This is a genomic window from Limnochorda pilosa (assembly GCF_001544015.1).
In the GTDB taxonomy this organism is placed as follows: Bacteria; Bacillota; Limnochordia; order Limnochordales; family Limnochordaceae; genus Limnochorda; species Limnochorda pilosa.
Genome location: NZ_AP014924.1, coordinates 226,024 through 243,231 on the forward strand (window position 1 = coordinate 226,024; position 17,208 = coordinate 243,231).

At 71.1% G+C, this 17,208-nt stretch carries 17 protein-coding genes; all 17 read left to right on the forward strand.

All coding sequences use genetic code 11. The features are described 5' to 3' along the window. The first annotated feature begins 8 nt into the window (after positions 1 to 8). The 17 genes from LIP_RS01045 to LIP_RS01125 all read left to right on the forward strand — a co-directional run bounded on the left by LIP_RS01045 (position 9) and on the right by LIP_RS01125 (position 17,207). Positions 9 to 437 (forward strand): cytochrome c maturation protein CcmE, encoded by a 429-nt coding sequence (locus tag LIP_RS01045; protein WP_158509507.1) that lies wholly within the window; start codon positions 9 to 11, stop codon positions 435 to 437. Beyond that, positions 434 to 2,455, forward strand: coding sequence for a heme lyase CcmF/NrfE family subunit (locus LIP_RS01050; RefSeq protein WP_068133155.1), 2,022 nt, complete (start codon positions 434 to 436; stop codon positions 2,453 to 2,455). The genes LIP_RS01045 and LIP_RS01050 overlap by 4 nt, the downstream gene beginning before the upstream one ends. Next, entirely contained in the window at positions 2,452 to 2,796 is a 345-nt protein-coding gene (locus LIP_RS01055) for a hypothetical protein (protein ID WP_068133160.1), read from the forward strand. Before LIP_RS01050 ends, LIP_RS01055 begins: the two co-directional genes overlap by 4 nt. A 123-nt stretch (positions 2,797 to 2,919) precedes the next feature. Continuing rightward, positions 2,920 to 4,257, forward strand: a complete 1,338-nt coding sequence (locus LIP_RS19900) for a sensor histidine kinase (protein ID WP_068133163.1) — start codon at positions 2,920 to 2,922, stop codon at positions 4,255 to 4,257. Continuing rightward, positions 4,226 to 4,876: a response regulator gene (locus LIP_RS01065; RefSeq protein ID WP_068133165.1), complete on the forward strand. Its 651-nt coding sequence runs from the start codon at positions 4,226 to 4,228 to the stop codon at positions 4,874 to 4,876. The genes LIP_RS19900 and LIP_RS01065 overlap by 32 nt, the downstream gene beginning before the upstream one ends. A 107-nt stretch (positions 4,877 to 4,983) precedes the next feature. Beyond that, positions 4,984 to 5,220, forward strand: a complete 237-nt coding sequence (locus tag LIP_RS01070; protein ID WP_068133167.1) for a hypothetical protein — start codon at positions 4,984 to 4,986, stop codon at positions 5,218 to 5,220. Between the two features lie 219 nt (positions 5,221 to 5,439). Continuing rightward, a complete protein-coding gene (locus LIP_RS01075; protein WP_144440259.1) occupies positions 5,440 to 6,072 on the forward strand; it encodes a TetR/AcrR family transcriptional regulator in 633 nt (210 codons plus the stop codon). A gap of 8 nt (positions 6,073 to 6,080) precedes the next feature. After that, on the forward strand, positions 6,081 to 6,404 hold the full coding sequence (locus LIP_RS01080; RefSeq protein WP_068133173.1) for an SCP2 sterol-binding domain-containing protein: 324 nt from the start codon (positions 6,081 to 6,083) through the stop codon (positions 6,402 to 6,404). A 122-nt stretch (positions 6,405 to 6,526) separates the two neighbouring features. Continuing rightward, positions 6,527 to 7,357 carry an SDR family NAD(P)-dependent oxidoreductase gene (locus LIP_RS01085; RefSeq protein ID WP_068133176.1) on the forward strand — a complete coding sequence of 277 codons (831 nt, stop codon included), beginning with the start codon at positions 6,527 to 6,529 and terminating at the stop codon, positions 7,355 to 7,357. An 81-nt stretch (positions 7,358 to 7,438) separates the two neighbouring features. Beyond that, positions 7,439 to 8,248, forward strand: coding sequence for an enoyl-CoA hydratase/isomerase family protein (locus LIP_RS01090; protein ID WP_068133178.1), 810 nt, complete (start codon positions 7,439 to 7,441; stop codon positions 8,246 to 8,248). A 54-nt stretch (positions 8,249 to 8,302) separates the two neighbouring features. Then, positions 8,303 to 9,466 (forward strand): thiolase family protein, encoded by a 1,164-nt coding sequence (locus LIP_RS01095; protein ID WP_068133181.1) that lies wholly within the window; start codon positions 8,303 to 8,305, stop codon positions 9,464 to 9,466. Further along, entirely contained in the window at positions 9,463 to 10,659 is a 1,197-nt protein-coding gene (locus LIP_RS01100; RefSeq protein WP_068133184.1) for an acyl-CoA dehydrogenase family protein, read from the forward strand. The genes LIP_RS01095 and LIP_RS01100 overlap by 4 nt, the downstream gene beginning before the upstream one ends. Then, the gene (locus tag LIP_RS01105; RefSeq protein WP_068133187.1) at positions 10,656 to 11,867 is read left to right on the forward strand and encodes an acyl-CoA dehydrogenase family protein; all 1,212 of its coding nucleotides are present in this window, start codon (positions 10,656 to 10,658) and stop codon (positions 11,865 to 11,867) included. The genes LIP_RS01100 and LIP_RS01105 overlap by 4 nt, the downstream gene beginning before the upstream one ends. 91 nt (positions 11,868 to 11,958) lie before the next feature. Beyond that, on the forward strand, positions 11,959 to 12,753 hold the full coding sequence (locus LIP_RS01110; protein ID WP_068133190.1) for an electron transfer flavoprotein subunit beta/FixA family protein: 795 nt from the start codon (positions 11,959 to 11,961) through the stop codon (positions 12,751 to 12,753). An 11-nt stretch (positions 12,754 to 12,764) separates the two neighbouring features. Beyond that, positions 12,765 to 13,742: an electron transfer flavoprotein subunit alpha/FixB family protein gene (locus tag LIP_RS01115; RefSeq protein WP_198409634.1), complete on the forward strand. Its 978-nt coding sequence runs from the start codon at positions 12,765 to 12,767 to the stop codon at positions 13,740 to 13,742. A gap of 99 nt (positions 13,743 to 13,841) precedes the next feature. Next, on the forward strand, positions 13,842 to 15,953 hold the full coding sequence (locus tag LIP_RS01120; protein ID WP_068133193.1) for a heterodisulfide reductase-related iron-sulfur binding cluster: 2,112 nt from the start codon (positions 13,842 to 13,844) through the stop codon (positions 15,951 to 15,953). Positions 15,954 to 16,037: 84 nt separating this feature from the next. Then, positions 16,038 to 17,207, forward strand: a complete 1,170-nt coding sequence (locus LIP_RS01125) for an acyl-CoA dehydrogenase family protein (RefSeq protein WP_068133197.1) — start codon at positions 16,038 to 16,040, stop codon at positions 17,205 to 17,207. Position 17,208 lies beyond the last annotated feature (1 nt).

Consider the following 17,208-nt stretch of genomic DNA (forward strand, 5'->3'; position numbering starts at 1 on the left):
TGATGGCCGTGCGGAAGCGGTGGAAGCTCCTGGTCGTCCTGGCCGCGGTGGTCCTGGTGGGGGCGTTGCTGGCCTCAGGCCTGCGCGGGGGAACCACCTACTACTTCACCGTGGATGAGGCGCTGGCGCGCGAGGCGACCAAGCCCGGACAGCGGTTCCGCATCGCGGGCAAGGTGGTGCCGGGGAGCATCGATTGGCAACCGAACCAGTTCCGCCTCGCCTTCTCGGTGGAGGACGAGGGCGGTCAGGTGCCCGTGGTCTACCAGGGCGCCCGTCCCGACAACTTCACCGACGGCGGTGACGTGGTGGTGGAGGGCCGCTTCCAGGGAGCCGCCTTCCAGGCGGAGACGCTCCTGGTCCAGTGCCCCAGCAAGTACGAACCCGCACCGGAGGGACACCCCACCTCCGCCGGGACCGAAGCGGGTGAGCGGCCATGACCTCCCTCGGCCACTGGACGCTGATCGCCGCCCTCGCGACCGGCCTGTACGGCCTGGTGGTCCTGGTGGGCTCGGCCCGGAACGGGGACGCCCGTCTCCTCCGGCACGGGCGCGCGGCGCTCTGGGCCTCCGTCCTGCTGGTGACCGCCTCCTCCGCCGTTCTGCTTGGAGCCCTGTTGCGGGCGGACTTCAGCTTCCTCTACGTGGCCCAGCACACCAACCTGGACCTCTCGCCCATCTACCGGCTCTCGGCCTTCTGGGCCGGGCAGGAGGGGTCGCTGCTGCTGTGGCTGTGGCTCCTGCTCTTGGAGGGTGCCCTGGCCCTGGGTCTCGGGCGGAGGGAGCGGGCCGACGGCACCGGGCACCTGGACGCGCCCGCGGGCGCGGTGATCCTGGGTGTGGCCCTCTTCTTCGAGGTGCTGCTGGTGACGGCTACGTCGCCCTTCCGGTCCCTGAGCCCCGTACCGCCTGACGGTGCCGGTCTCAACCCGCTCCTGCAGAACGCGGGGATGCTCATCCACCCGGTGACCCTGTACCTGGGTTTCGTCGGCTTCACCATCCCCTTCGCCTTCGCCATGGCCGCCCTGCTCGCGGGCGACCCGAGCCCCGCGTGGGTGCGGCGCACCCGGCGCTGGAGCCTGCTGTCCTGGCTCTTCCTCACCCTGGGGATCGTCTACGGCATGCAGTGGGCGTACGTGGAGCTGGGCTGGGGCGGCTTCTGGGCGTGGGATCCGGTGGAGAACGCCTCCCTCATCCCGTGGCTCACGGCCACCGCCTTCCTCCACGGGGCGCGGGTCTGGGAGCAGCGGGGCGGCTTCAAACTGTGGACGGTGGGCCTCCTGGCGGCCACCTTCCTTCTGACCCTCTTCGGCACGTACCTCACCCGCAGCGGCGTGGTCAGCTCGGTGCACGCCTTCGCCGACACCTCCCTGGGCTACTTCTTCCTAGGCTTTCTGCTGCTGGCAGGTGCGGCCAGCGCTGGGTTGATCCTTTACCGCCGGGGGACCCTGGGCGATGATCGGGAGGTGGACCATCCGGTGAGCCGGGAGGGCGCGTTCTTGCTGGGCGTTCTGCTGCTGACGGGGGCAGCGGTCACCGTGCTCCTGGGCACCCTCTCTCCCGTGCTCTCGGAGCTGATCACCGGGGCCAGGGTGCAGCTCGACGCCACCTTCTTCAACCGGGTGGTACCGCCCATCGGGCTGGCCATCGTGGCTGTGATGGGCCTGGCGCCCGTCCTGCCGTGGAGGAAGGCTTCGGGGCGGACGGCCCGGAGGCTGCTCTGGCCCGTAGGGATGGCGGTTCTGACGGCGGGCCTCCTCGCGGCGCTCGGCATGCGAAACGGCCCGGCGCTGGGCACCTTTTCCCTCGCCGCCCTGGTGCTGACCGTGACCGGGCTCGAGCTCTTCCGAGGCGCCCGCACCCACGCCCGCGGCCCCGCCGGCTGGGTGGCCGGGGCCGCACGCTCGGCGCGCCTCAACCGGAGCCGGGTGGGCGGCTACCTCGTCCACGTGGGCGTGGTGGTGATGGTGGTGGGCATGACGGGAGCGGTCCTTTTCGCCAGCTCCAGCGACCACGTCCTCCAGGCCGGGCAGATGGTGGACGTGGGCGGATACGGGGTACACTTCACGGGGCTGCGGGAGCGGCTCGACTCGCGCACCCAGGCGACCGTCTACACCGACCTCCTCCTCATCCGCGACAAGAAGCCGGCCGGGAGCCTCAGGCCCGAGAAGGTCTTCTACAGCTACTCGGAGCAGCCCACCACCGAGCCCGCCATCCTGGGCGGCCCCCGGGGCGACCTGTACGTGATCCTGAACGGATGGGAGGACGGCGGCCGGGTGGCCGGCTTCACCTTCGTCCAGCACCCATTGATCAGCTGGATGTGGTGGGGATCCTATCTCATGGGCCTGGGCGGGCTGGTGGCCCTCTGGCCGGCGGCGCAGACCCAGGCGGCCTGGGCCCGGCGGCCGGCCGTGCACCGCGGCGCCGCCATGGCGGCGAGGGAGGCGAGCAAGGGATGATGCTGGTCTTGGCAGGCCTCCTGCTGGCCATCGGGCTCAGCCTGGTGGTACTGCCCCTCACCCGGGGGCCCATGGGCGGATCGTGGGTCCCCGCCCGGGCGGACGGGGGAGCAGGAGAGGCGCGCCGGCGCGTCCTCGCAGGCCTCGCCGAGCTGGAGATGGACTACCGCACGGGGAAGCTCTCGAAGGCCGACTACCGGCTCATGAAGGAGGACCTCCTGACCCGGGCCGTGCAGTCGGCGGGAACCGTGAGCCCCCAGGCTCAGGGGAAGGACGACCTGAGGGCCGCCCTGGAGGCGGACGTGTCCGAGGTCGTGCGGCGCCGCCTCGAGGACCGGTAGGAGACTCGGGGCTCCGATGGGCTCCATCTCCACGCCCCGGGGAGGCGGGTGGCGCGCCCGGGTCAGCCAGACAGGGAGGAGGCGGCCGGCCGAGGCACCAAGCGGGAGAAGGGTTGGTAGGCCATGGCGTTGCAGATGAGCAGCAGGCGGCACGTGGGGCTCCTCACCCACCGGTGGCTCGATGCCTACACCCGGAGCCGCTGGCAGGCCGGGGCCCTCTTCGCCCTCTGCCTGGCCGTGCTGGATCGCTTCTTCGCCCTGCCCTACCCGCTCCTGCCGCTGCTGGCTCTCACCGCCGTCTACGCGGCGCTCCAGCCGCTCTTCACCGCTCTGCTCGAGCGGTTCGACGAGTCCGACGCCAGCATGGCCGGGGTGGAACTGGTGGTGGACAGCCTGCTGGTGGCGGGCGTCCTCTACTGGACGGGCGGCGTCGAGAGCCCCTTCCACTGGCTCTGGATCGTGATGGTGATGCTGGCGGCCCTGGCCGGCGGGCGCAGGGCGAGCCTGCTCATGGCCGCGTGGATCACGGGCCTCGACGCGATCGAGATGGGTTTCGAGTACTGGGGCATCCTTCCACACCACCACGTGGACATCATGCCCAACCACCCCCTCGGCCAGTTCCTGGACCCACGCGCCGTGGCCGTCAACCTGGCGATCAACGGGCTCTTCTTTCTGGTGGCCGGGTACCTGTCGGGGATCCTGGTGGAGACCGCCCAGCATCAGGCCCGCCGTCTGGGTGTGGTGGAGCAGGAGCTGCGGCGCCAGGAGGAGACCCGCAAGCGGTTGCTGCGCCAGGTGGTGACCGCCCAGGAGGAGGAGCGCAAGCGGGTGGCCCGGGAGCTGCACGACGAGTCGAGCCAGATGGTGACGGCCCTGCTGCTGAACGTGAAGCACGTGGAGCAGCAGATCCGGGCGGGAGGCGACATCTCGGGCCCCATCCGCACCGTGGAGACCCTGGCCGATCGGGCCCTCAGCGCGCTGGGGCGGGTGATCTGGGCCCTGCGCCCCCAGGACCTGGACGAGCTGGGGCTGGTGGCGGCGGTGCGCCACGCGGCGGAGACGGTGCTGGGCGCATCCGCGGCCGTCCACTTCGACGCCCGCATCGACCGGGAGCTGCCCGACGAGGTGGAGATCACCCTCTACCGGGTGCTGCAGGAGGCCATCACCAACGTGGCCCGGCACGCGCACGCGCGGCAGGTCTGGATTGACCTCCACGAGGACGAGACGGGCGTCCGCCTTCGGGTGGAGGACGACGGGGTGGGTTTCCGTCCCGACGAGGTCCGCCGGGAGCCCGAGGGGGGCATCGGGCTCTCGGGGATGGAGGAGCGGATCCGCCTGTTCGATGGTTCCTTCGAGCTGGACTCGGCGCCCGGCCGCGGGACCCGGGTCACGGCCTGGATACCCCTGGAATCCGAGGAGGTGCAGCCCGATGAGGCCCGTGCGCGTGCTGATCGTCGATGACCAGCAAATGATCCGCGAGGGTATCTCCCTCATTCTCAAGAGCCACCCCGGCATCGAGGTGGTCGGTGAGGCCGCCAACGGGCGGGAGGCTCTGGAACGGGTGGAGGCGAGCCAGCCCGACGTGGTCTTGATGGACATCAGCATGCCGGAGCTGAACGGCATCGACGCCACGGTGGTCTTGAAGCGCCGCTTCCCCCAGGTGAAGGTGCTGGCCCTCACGGTCCACGACGCGGAGGGCTACATCCTGCAGCTCCTGCGGGCGGGGGCGTCGGGCTACATCGTGAAGAAGGCGGCCGGCGACGAGCTGATCGAGGCGATCCGGTGCGTCTGCCGGGGCGACTACTACCTCCACCCCACCGTCACTCGCCAGGTGATCGAGGAGTACGTCCGTCACATGCAGGAAGGCACCCGCGGCCCTGAGGACCTCCTCACCGAGCGCGAGCGGCAGATCGTCCAGCTCGCGGCCGAAGGGTACAAGAACCGGGAGATCGCCGAGCGGCTCAACATCTCCCTGAAGACGGTGGAGACCCACCGGGCCAACATCATGCAGAAGCTGAACATCTCAGACCGGGTCGAGTTGGTGCGGTACGCCATCCGCGCCGGCATCATCGAGCCGTGACACAGATAGGGTTTCGCCTGAACGAAGATGGGGTGGCCACCGGATGGGGAGCCTGCAGTCTTCCGCCTAGAATGGAGGTGGATGGGAGGCCGCAGGAGGTGGCACCGATGCGGTGGATCGGCTGCCTGGTCTGGGCGGGAGTATCGCTCTACGGATCGTACCTGATCGGGCGCGAACTCCTGGCCGTGCTGCGCCGGCGGGAGCTGCTGGACGCCTTCGGCGAGCGCCGGTCGGCCCTCACGTGGCTCCGGATCGAACTGGGCGGGGTCTGGCTTGCCTCCTCCGCCGCCTGGACGCTGCTCCTCGCGCTCACGCCCCCCGTCTCCCTCTACTCGATCTTCTGAGGCTGGACCCGCAACACGGCGCGCGAGAGAGAGCGTGCTTCCCTGGTGGACCCTGTTCCTGCTGGTGGAACCACGACAAGATTGACGACTCCCAATGAATTCGTTACACTTGATGACAGTTCTACCGACCGTTTGGTAGGTCGTCATCGGGTGGCGCCCTGGGTGGATCGTGGGGTGCCGGCCGCGTGCGAGTCCGACGTCCGGGGGGAGCCGTCACCCGTGCACGAGACGCGCAAGGAGCAGGTGCTCGAGGCCGCAGTCCACCTCTTCCGGGCCAAGGGATACCACGCCACCTCGGTCCAGGACATCGCGGACGCGGTGGGGTTGCGCAAGGGCAGCCTCTACCACTACATCCGCAGCAAGGAAGAGCTCCTTTTCGAGATCATCCACAGCACCATCCAGACGTACATCCACCGCCTGGAATCGATCGCGGCTCGGCCCGAACCCGCCTCCGCCAGGCTGGCCGCCGCCATCGAAGCCCACATCAAGGCCGTGGCCCAGGACACCGAGGGCTTCGCCATCTTCATCGGCGAGACCCGCGCGCTGGAGCCGGAACAGCGGCAGCGCATCGAGGAAGCCAGCAGTCAGTACGGCCACCTGCTGGAGCGCCTCATCGAGGAGGCGTCCCTGGAGGGCGCCTTCCGTCCCGCCGACAGCGCCATGGCCGCCCTGGCCATCCTGGGCGCGTGCAACTGGATGCACCGGTGGTACGATCCTCAGGGGCGTCTGAGCCCAAAGGAGATCGCGGCAGCCTTCACGGAGGTATTCTTCGGAGGGCTGCTCCAACAGCCCCAAATCCAGGCCTCCCTTCCCGGCAAAGGCCGGACGGGGGGCGTGACCACGAGGAGGTAGCGCTCACCATGCCGGATCTCAACCGGATCTTCGCCGAGCTCCACCAGAAGCTGGAGGCCGCCCCCGACCGCTGGAAGGAAACCGAGATCTCCTGCCAGTTCGACCTCTCGGGCGAGGGCGGGGGCACGTACCACCTGGTCCTGGCGGGCGGCCGGGCCGACGTGGGGCCGGGCGCGCCCGACGCCCCCAAGGTGACCCTCTCCATGGCGGCCGACGCCTTTGAGCGCATGCTAGGGGGCCAGCTGAACCCCACCGCCGCCTTCATGAGCGGCCAGCTCAAGATCCAGGGAGACATGGGGATGGCCATGAAGCTCCAGGGCCTTCTCCAGTAGCACCGGCGGGAGCGGCGGCGCGAGCCCGTCGAGGGCGCCGGTGCCGCTCCCCGTCCACGGACCGCGGGTTCGTACACGGCCGGGCTGCGACAGGGCGGGTCAGCACGGAGGAGGGAGCACAGATCGTGATCAACCTGGAGGGCAAGGTGGCCCTGGTGACGGGGGCCTCCCGGGGCATCGGGCGGGTAGACGCCCTCACCCTGGCCCGGGCCGGGGCCGACGTGGTGGTGACCGACATCCTGCTCGAGTCGGACCTGGAGTCCAGGGCCCGGGCGGAGCAGTACGGGCCGCTGGCCCAGGTCATGCAGTCCACGGGCCAGGTCTACACCGAGCGGACGGCTGAGGCGATCCGGGCCATGGGCCGCCGTTCGGCCGCCTACCGGATGGACGTGACCAACCCCGAGCAGGTGCGGGAGGTCTTCGCCCGGGTACGGGAGGAGTTCGGTGGGCTCCACGTCCTGGTGAACAACGCCGGCACCCTGGACCACCTGGGCCAGATCGAGAACCAGAGAGACGAGCTCTGGGAACGGGACCTGCGGGTGAACCTCACCGGGGCCTACACCTGCTGCAAGGCCGTCTGGCCTATCATGAAGGAGCAGCAGGACGGCCGGATCGTGAACATGTCCAGCGTGGCCGGCACCCTGGGGGGCTTCGGCCAGGCGAGCTACTCCAGCACCAAGGCCGGTCTCATCGGGCTCACCAAGAGCCTCGCGCTGGAGGGCGCCCGCCACGGCATCCGGGTGAACGCGGTGGCGCCCGGCATCATCGGCACCGAGGCCTTCAAGATGGGGACCGGACATCAGGACCGGATGGTGGCCCGCACCGCCTTCCGCCGGGTGGGGGAGCCGGAAGACGTGGCCAACGCCATCGCCTTCCTGGTGTCGGACCTGGCCCGGTACATCACGGGCGTCGTGCTGAACGTCTCGGGCGGCATCGAGCTCTTCACCTTCTAGCCGCGGCCTCCGGGCCGGGCAAGGCCGCGCGGGAGCGGCCCGAGCCCGGCGGGTGAGGTCGCCAGGAAAGGAGTGGATCCGTTGGGCCTCATCGAGCACGAGCTGCAGGAGGGCGTGGCGGTCGTCCGTTTCAACAGCCCGCCGGTGAACGCGCTCTCGCAGGCTTTCTTCGAGGAGCTGGCACGGGTGGTGGCGTGGCTGGAAGGGACGGCCGGCATCCGGGCGGCTCTTTTCACCAGCGCCTTCCCCGGCGTCTTCATGGCCGGAGCCGACCTGACCGAGTTCCAGCCGGCCGGCGGCGCTGGGGCTCCGGACGCGGAGCGGCTGCGCGCCCGGGTGTGGGAGACCATCGGCATGTACCACGACCTTTTCGGGCGCATCGAGGCCCTGCCCTATCCCACCGTGGCGGCCATCAACGGCCACGCGCTGGGGGGCGGGTGCGAGTTCTCCCTGGCCTGCGACTTCCGCCTGATGGTGGACGACGGGCGCTCGGAGATCGGCCTGCCCGAGGTGCGGCTGGGCCTCTTCCCGGGCGGCGGCGGTACCCAGCGGCTGCCCCGGCTGATCGGAGAGGCACGGGCCAAGGAGCTGATCCTGCGGGGCTGGCGGCTGAAGGCGCCCGAGGCGCGGCAGATCGGTCTGGTGACCGACCTCTACCCGGCCGAGACCTTCGCGGACCAGGCGCTGGACTTCACCCGGCGGCTGGCGCTGCAGGCCACCCAGGCCCTGGCCTTCGCCAAGCGGAACGTCCACCGCAGCCTCGAGGTGCCGCTTTCCGAGGGACTCAAGGGTGAGCAGGAAGACTTCGCAGCCGTGGTGGTCACTGAGGACGCCCGGGAAGGGATTCAGGCCTTCTTCGAGGGACGCAAGGCCAACTTCCGCGGGCGCTGAGGCGTCAGCGCCCACCGGCTCGGGGGTTGGGAGAGAGACCAAGGGGGGTCTCCGTTGAGCGAGGCGTGGATCCTGGATGCGGTCCGCACGCCCGTGGGGCGGCGGAAGGGGCGGGTGAGCCGGCTTCACCCGCAGGAGCTGGTGGTCCACCTCCTGCACGCGCTGGAGGAGCGGGACCACCTGGACCCGGCCCAGGTGGAGGACGTGATCCTGGGCTGCGTGACCAACATCGGGGAGCAGGGCTTCAACATCGCGCGGATGAGCGTGCTGGCGGCCGGGTGGCCCGTGGAGGTCCCGGGCACCACCGTCAACCGCATGTGCGCCTCCAGCCTCCAGGCGTTCAACTTCGCCGCCCAGGCCATCCGGGCCGGCGACCACGACCTGCTGGTGGCGGGGGGCGTGGAGAGCATGACCCGGGTGGAGATGGGCTCCGACGGTGGGCCCATGAGCCGCCCGCTGCAGGAGCGCTTCGACCTGGTGCCCCAGGGGATCTCGGCCGAGCTGATCGCCGAGCGGTGGAGGCTGGCGCGGGAGGAGCTGGACGCCTACTCCTACGAGAGCCACCAGCGGGCCCTCCGGGCCACGGATCGGGGTCACTTCCAGGGTGAGATCGTGCCTCTGCCCGTCCCGGCGTGGGAGGACCAGCCCGCCGAGGTCCTGGCCGTCGACGAAGGTCCCCGGCGCGACACCAGCCCGGAAAAGATGGCCACCCTCCAACCGGCCTTCAAGCCCGATGGGGTGGTGACCGCCGGCAACTCGAGCCAGATCTCGGACGGGGCGTCGCTGGTACTGGTGTCCTCGCCCGAGAGGGCGAAGAGCCTGGGGCTCAGGCCCCGGGCCCGGGTGGTGGCCACCGCGGTGGTGGGGGTGGACCCCGTCATCATGCTCACCGGCCCCATCCCCGCGACGCGGAAGGTGCTCCAGAAGGCGGGGCTCACCCTGGACCAGATGGACGTGGTCGAGATCAACGAGGCCTTCGCCTCGGTGGTGCTGGCCTGGCAGCGGGAGCTCGATCCTGACATGACCCGGGTGAACCCCAACGGCGGCGCCATCGCGCTGGGGCATCCGCTGGGGGCTTCGGGCACGCGGCTGCTGGCCACGGCCCTCAACGAGCTGGAGCGACGGGAGGGCCGCTACGCCCTGATCACCCTCTGCATCGGCTTCGGCCAGGCGGTGGCCACCATCATCGAGCGGATCCAGGAGGCGCGTCCCTCATGATCTCCTTCCAGCCCGGCCAGGAGGAGAAGGACCTGCGCGACCTGGCCCGGGAGTTCGCCGAGACGCGCCTCCGCCCCGCCGCCCGGGCAGCGGAAGGGGAAGGGGAACCGCCTGGGGAGCTGGCCCAGGCGTACGAGGAGCTGGGGTTGGGCAGCATCGCCCTCCCCGAGGCGCTGGGCGGTGCGGGCCTCGGCATGGTGGCGGCGTGCCTGGTTGAGGAGGAACTGGCGTGGGGCGACCCCGGGCTCGCCTTGGCCCTGGGGCAAAGGGGCGCCGCCCTGGCCTTCGCCGCGGACCTGCTGGGGGACGATTCCGCCCCCATGCCGGCCGACCTGGTGGGCCCGGGCGCCCTGCTCTGGCCCCAGGCCCCCGACGATCCTCGCGCGGGGACCCGCGGGATCACCTTCACCGTCCAGGCTCACCCAGGTTCGAGCGCCGAGCACGCGCTGTACGGCCGCGTTCCGGCTGCGGCGGGCGCGGCGCACGCCTCCTGGCTCCTGGTGGCCGCCAACCTGGGCGAGGAGACAGCCCTCTTCCGGGTGACCCCGGGCGGGCCCGGCGTGCAGGTCGCGCCGGTGCCACATCCTTTGGGCCTCGCGGCTGCAGGCTTCGGCGAGCTGGCCCTGGAGGGCGCCGAGGTGGACGCAGGGGCGCTCCTCTGGCGGGGCGACCCGCGAACCCCGGCCCTCCTCCGCGCCCGGGAGCGGGCCCGCCTGCGGGTGGCCGCGCAGCTGGTGGGCACCGCCCGGGCCGCCCTCGAGTACGCGACGGGCTATGCGGCGGAGCGGCAGGCCTTCGGGGAGCCCATCGCCCGCTTCCAGGGCGTCTCCTTCATGGTGGCCGAGATGGCCATGGAGGTAGAGGCCGCCCGGAACCTGCTCTGGCAGGCGGCCTGGCGCCTCGATCGCGGGAAGGCCCCCGCGGGAGCGGCCCAGGCGCTGCTGCAGGCCCGGGCGGCGGCGGTGGCCGTCACCAGTGGCGGGGTGCAGGTGCTGGGTGGCCACGGGTACATGGCCGACCACCCCGTGGAGAAGTGGATGCGGGACGCCCGGGCCCTGGGGGTGGCCGTCTTCCCCGAGACCGCGCTGGAGGTGGAGGCGGCGACAGAGCTCGGCCTGGGCCCCCGATGGACGGCCCCGGGGCTCGCGGCCAGCCGGGATGCAGGCCGGCCTGGAGAGGGGGGCGCGGCATGATCGACTTCGAGCTCAGCGACGCACAGCGGAACATCCAGCAATTCCTTCACTGGGTGGCGGAGAGCGAGATCCGGCCCGTCTCCCTGGAGGCGGACGAGGCCCACGAGGTACCCATGACGCTCCTTCGGAAGCTGAAGGAGCTGGGGGTGACCATGGATGCGCTCCCCGGGCCCACGTCGTCGGCTTCGGCCGGGTCCGGCGACGGGGATCGCCCGGTCGAGCGGCAGGGGAACCGGATCGGGGTCCTGGCCGCGGAGGAGCTGGCGTGGGGGGACGCCGCCGTGGCCATCAGCCTGCCCGGGGCAGGGCTGGGCGGCCCGCCCGTTCAGATGATGGGGACACCCGAGCAGAAGGAGCGGTTCCTGGGCATCTTCAAGGATCCCGAGCCCCGCTGGGGGGCCTACGCCCTCACCGAGCCCGAGGCCGGCTCCGACGTGTCGGGGATCCGCACCACCTGCCGCAAGGACGGCGACCACTGGGTCCTGAACGGCACCAAGCTCTTCATCACCAACGGCGCCCGGGCCAGCTGGAACGTGGTCTTCGCCACCGTGGACCCCACCCTGGGGAGAGCCGGGCACCGGGTCTTCGTGGTGGAGAAGGGCACGCGCGGCTTCCAGGTGGGGCGCATCCTCGACAAGATGGGCATCCGGGCCTCGGAGACGGCGGAGCTGCTCTTCCAGGACTGCCGGGTGCCGGCGGAGAACCTCCTGGGCGGGGAGGAGCGCTACGCCCAGCGCGAGGGGTTCAAGGCGGCCATGCAGACCTTCGACGTCACCCGGCCCACGGTGGGCGCCATGGCCGTGGGGATCGGACGGGCCGCCTTCGAGTACACCCGCGACCGGCTGCGGCAGGAGCTGGACCTGAGCCGTCCCATCCCCCGCTACGGCGTCCTCGCCGAGCGGCTCACCCGTATGGAGCGGGAGCTCCAGGCGGCCCGGCTCCTGGTGTGGCAGGCGGCCTCCATGGCCGACCAGCGGATCCCCAACACCAAGGAGGCGTCCATGGCCAAGGCGTACGCGGGTACGGTGGCCACCCGGGCCTGCGCCGACGCCGTGGAGCTCCTGGGGGCGGCCGGCGTCCGGCACGACCGCTGGGTGGAGAAGTGGTACCGGGACATCAAGGTCTTCGACATCTTCGAGGGAACCGGCCAGGTGCAGCGCCTGGTGGTGGCCCGCCGGCTCTTCGAGCAGCTCGGGCTGCGGGTGTAGGCGGTCCGTGTCCAGGTGCGAGCCGGGGCCGCGGAGCGTTCGCGGCTCCAGGGCGACCCCGGCGTTCCCGGTTCCCCAGGGAGGGTTGCCTGTGCACACGGTGGTCTGCATCAAGCAGATCCTCGACCCGGAGATCCCGCCCCGGGAGTTTCGCGTGGACCCCGAGGCGAAAGAGGCGATCCGGGGCCGCGCCTCGCTGGTGATCGGCCCCTTCGACCTCAACGCCCTGGAAGTGGCTCTCCAGCTCAAGGAGCGCGACCCCGGCGGCAAGGTCACCGTGGTGAGCCTGGGCGGCGACGAGACCAAGGAGGCCCTCCGCCGTGCCCTGGCCATGGGCTGCGACGAGGCCGTCTGGATCCACGATCCGGCCCTGGCCCGCCCCGACGCCAGCGCGACCGCCCGCACCCTGGCGGCCGCGATCGGCAAGCTCGAGCCGGTAGACGTGGTCCTCTTCGGCCGGCAGGCGGGCGACTGGGACCAGGGCCAGGTGGGCCCCATGGTGGCCGAGGCGCTTGAGCGGACCCTGGTGGCCAACGTCTTCCAGACCCGGGGCCAGGGCGCTTCCCTGCAGATGCTGCAGGCGGCTGAGGGCGGCTACCGGGTGGTGGAGGCGACGCTTCCGGCCGCGGCCACCGTCACCAACCACGAGTCCAACGCGGCCCGGCTCCCCAAGGTACGGGACATCATGCTCGCCAACCGGAAGCCCATCGCCGAGTGGGGCCTGACCGACCTGGGCCTCGCACCCGAGGAGCTGGCGGCGCGGGTGGTGGTGGAGGAGCTGGCCATCCCCGCCCAGGAAGGAAGCTGCACCTTCGTGGAGGGCGAGAGCCCTCAGGAGAAGGCCCAGAACCTGGCCCGGACCCTGCGGGATCTTAAGGTCATCTAGGAGGGTTGCCTGTGCTCTTCGTGGCGCTGACCGTACCATCGGAAGGCATCGGCCGCCCCGGCCGGGAGGTGCTGGGTCTGGCCCGGCGGCTGGCCGATGGCGGTGCTCCGGGTCCCGTGGTGGCTGGCATCGCCGGGCCGGGTGCGGCCCAGGCGGCAGCGGAGGCCGTCGGCCTCGGGGCGGACCGGGTGGTGGCCGTGACGGGGCGGGGGGAGACGGCGGACCGTACGCTGCTTCTCCGGGACCTGCTGGCCGCCTGGGAGAGGGCCGGAGGCAACGCGGGATGGGTGCTCGTCCCCGGTGACGACGCGGGCCGGGAACTGGCCCCGCGGCTCGCCTTTCGCCTGAACGCAGGCGTGGTGACCGACGCGGTCCAGGTGGCGTGGGAGGGCGGCCGGCTGGAGACCCGGCGGCCCGTCTACGGCGGGAAGGCGGTGGCCGCCCTGGCTCTCCAGGGCCAGGTGGGCGTCATCCAGGTGAAGGATCGCGCCTTCGATGCCGCCGAGCCCGACCCGGCGCGCACCGGCCAGGCCGAAGAGATCCCGGCGGAAGGCGGCTCGCCTCGCATGAAGGTGGTGGAGCAGGTCCGGGAGGAGGTCGAGGGCATCCCCATGGAGGAAGCGCCCGTGGTGGTCGCCGGTGGACGGGGCATGGGCGGGCCCGAACCCTTCCAAACGGAACTGAACGAGCTCGCCCGGATCCTGGGCGGCGCCGTGGGCGCGTCCCTGGCCGCGGTGGATGCCGGCTGGGTGCCCCCCTCGTACCAGGTAGGGCAGACGGGGAAGAGCGTCGCGCCCAACCTCTACGTGGCCGTAGGCATCTCCGGCGCGAGCCAGCACGTGGCCGGCATCGCGGGCGCCAAGCACGTGGTGGCCATCAACAAGGACGCGGAGGCGCCCATCTTCCGCGTGGCCGAGCTGGGGTTGGTGGGCGACTGGAAAGAGGTCCTCCCCGCCTTCATACAGGCGGTGCGGGAGCTGCGGGGCTAGGGGACGCCACCGCTGGGGGTGGCATGCGAGCGGCGGCACCCGGGCGGACCCATCGAGGCCTGGGCCGGGGTGAGAGGCCGCCCGATCGGGGGGAAACGGATGGCCGACGTTCTCGGCACGCCGACGCGCGAGGTCTACTGGAACATCCAGGGCATCTGGGTCATGTACGCTCTGCTCTTCCCCACGGCCCTGATCTTCGTCTACGGGTTGGGCCGCCGGGTGGAGCGCTGGCTGATGGGCAAGCCCCAGGTCCGTTGGGACCGGCCGTGGCTCCGGCTGCGGCTCTTCCTGCGCGACGCCCTCGCCCAGGGCCAGGTCCTGCGGGAGCGGTACGCAGGGTTCGCCCACCTCTCCTTCTCGTGGGGTTTCGCGATCCTCTTCGTGGCCACGGTGGTGATCATGATCGACGAGGACCTGCGGATCCCCATCATGCAGGGTCCCTTCTACCTCTACTTCCAGTCGCTCACCGTGGACCTCTTCGGCCTGGCGGCCATCGTGGGCGTCACCCTGGCCCTGGTCCAGCGCTACGGGCTGCGCCCGCCCCGCCTCACCCACGGCGTACTCTCCGACGGGGTGCTCCTGGCCGGCTTCCTCCTGATCCTGATCCAGGGGTACCTCATCGAGGGACTCCGCATCGTGGCCACCCAGGATCCGTGGGGCGCCTGGTCGCCCGTGGGCTACCTGACGGGGAGGCTGCTGGAGGCCTCGGGGGCGCGGGATCTGCCCAGCCAGCTCGCCCTTCACCGCTTCCTCTGGTGGTTCCACCTGGTCACGGCCTTCAGCTGGCTCGCGTACGTCCCCTACTCCAAGCTGATGCACCTCTTCGTGGCCCCCGCCGCCATCCTCTTCCGGAACCTGGAGCCCCGGGGGGCACTGCGGCCCATCGACCTGGAGACGGCACCCCGGCTGGGGGTCAGGGATCTGCCCGACTTCGGGTGGAAGGACCTTCTGGACCTGGATGCCTGCACCGAGTGCGGCCGCTGCCAGGAGGTCTGCCCGGCCCACGCGGCGGGCAAGCCGCTCAACCCCAAGCAGCTCATCCTGGACCTGCAGCGCCAGATGCGGGGGCTCACCGCCGAGCAAGCCGCGGTGCCGCTCACCACGGGCCTGGCTCCCGGGCTGCTGGTGGCTGCTTCCGCGACGGGCGGGGCCACCGCGACCGCAGAGGCACCCCCGGAGTTCCCCGGGCTCGAGATCGTCGGCCATTCCATCGATCCGGAGACCATCTGGTCCTGCACCACCTGCCACGCGTGCGTCGAGGTCTGTCCCGTGGAGATCGAACACGTCTCCAAGATCGTCGACCTCCGCCGCTACCAGGTGATGGAGGAGGCGGCCATCGACGAGACGCCGCAGCAGGCGCTCCAGGGCATCGAGGACCGGGCGCACCCCTTCCGGGGCACCCAGGCCGGCCGTACCGACTGGTACCGGGACCTGCCTTACGTGAAGGAGATCGCCGAGACCGGGCCCGTGGACTACCTGTTCTGGGTGGGGTGCGCCGTCTCGCTCAACGAGCGGAACCAGTCGACGGCCCGGGCGCTGGCCAGGATCCTGCACGCGGCCGGCCTGGAGTTCGCCGTGCTGGGCGAGGAGGAGAGCTGCACCGGCGACCCGGCCCGGCGCATGGGGAACGAGTACCTCTTCGAGACCATGGCCCGCCGGAACATCGAGACGCTGGCGCGCCACCAGGTGAAGCGGATCGTCACCACCTGCCCCCACTGCTACAACACCTTCAAGAACGAGTACGGCGCCTTCGGCGGGCACTACGAGGTGATTCACCACAGCGAGCTGATCGAGCGGCTCCTGGCGGAAGGGCGCATCACCCTGAGCAAGCCGCTGGACCGGGCCCGGATCACCTTCCACGACCCCTGCTACCTCGGGCGCTGCAACGGCGTCTACGACGCGCCGCGGGCGGTGGTCGGCGCCGTCGCGGGGGAGCCGGTGGAGATGGAGCGGAGCCGGCAGGAGAGCTTCTGCTGCGGGGCCGGCGGTGGGCGCTACTTCATGGACGACCGGCCCGGCCAGCGGGTGAACGTGGAGCGCTCCCGGCAGGCGCTGGCCACGGGGGCGGAGGTGGTGGGCACCGCCTGCCCCTTCTGCATGCTGATGATGGAGGACGGGGTGCGCACCGCCGCCCAGGAGGTGGGCCGGCCCGAGGCGCCGCCGGTGAAGGACATCGCCGAGCTGGTGGCCGAGGCCCTGGCAGAGGGCTGACGGGAACCCGCGAGGCGCGCGGCTCACGCGTGGCTGGTTGGGACGTTCGGCTTGCCAGAGTGCACCGGCAGGGAGGGGAAACGGATGGACGTGGACCTGAAGCTGACCGACGAGCAGCGGCAGATCCTGGAGATGGTGCGGGAGCTCGCGCGCGAGAGGATCGCTCCCGGCGCGGGCGAGTGGGACGAGAAGGACGAGTTCCCTTGGGAGGTGGTGGACGCCTACCGGGAGGCAGGGCTCTACGGCCTGGCCATTCCCGAAGCGTACGGGGGCGTGGGCGCCTCGGAGCTGACCCAGGTGCTGGTGGTGGAGGAGCTGGCCAAGGTGGACGCGGGCTCGGCCATCATCCTCGCGGTGCAGTGGCTGGGGGCGCTGCCCATCCTGGTGGCCGGCTCCGAGGAGCAGAAGCAGCGCTACCTGCCCAGGCTGGCCACCGGCGAGTGGCTCTCGGCCATGGGCCTCACCGAGCCCGAGGCGGGCTCCGACGTGGCCGGGCTCCAGACCCGGGCGGTGCGGGAGCCTGGCGGCTACCGCCTGACGGGACAGAAGAAGTTCATCACCAACGGCGGCGTGGCCGACGTGGTGACCACCTTCGCCCGCACGGGCGGGCCAGGGCCCAAGGGGATCTCGGCCTTCATTGTCGAGAAAGGTTATGAAGGCTTTTCCGTAGGCCGCATCGAAAGGAAACTCGGAATTCGCTCGTCGAACACCGCCGAGCTCCTCTTCGACGACTGCCGGGTGCCCGAGGAGAACCGCATCGGCGAGGAGGGCGAGGGCTTCTCCGTCGCCATGCGCACCCTGGACCGAAGCCGCCCGTCGGTGGCCGCCCAGGCCCTCGGGATCGCCGAAGGTGCTTTCGACGCGGCGCTCCAGTATGCGCAGGAGAGGAAGGCGTTCGGCCGGGAGATCGCCCAGTTCCAGGCGATCCAGTTCATGCTGGCCGACATGGCCATGGGCATCGAGGCCGCACGGGGGCTGGTCTACCGGGCGGCGGAGATGGTGGAGGAGGAAGGCCGGGGAGGGCGACGGCTAGTGCGGGCCAACCGCTACTCCTCCATGGCCAAGTGCTTCGCCTCCGACATGGCCATGAAGGTGACCACCGACGCCGTCCAGATCTTCGGGGGATACGGGTACATCAAGGACTTCCCGGTGGAGCGCTACATGCGGGACGCGAAGATCACCCAGATCTACGAGGGCACCAACGAAATCCAGAGGATCGTCATCGCGAGGAGCTACCTCTCGGAAGGAGCGTGAT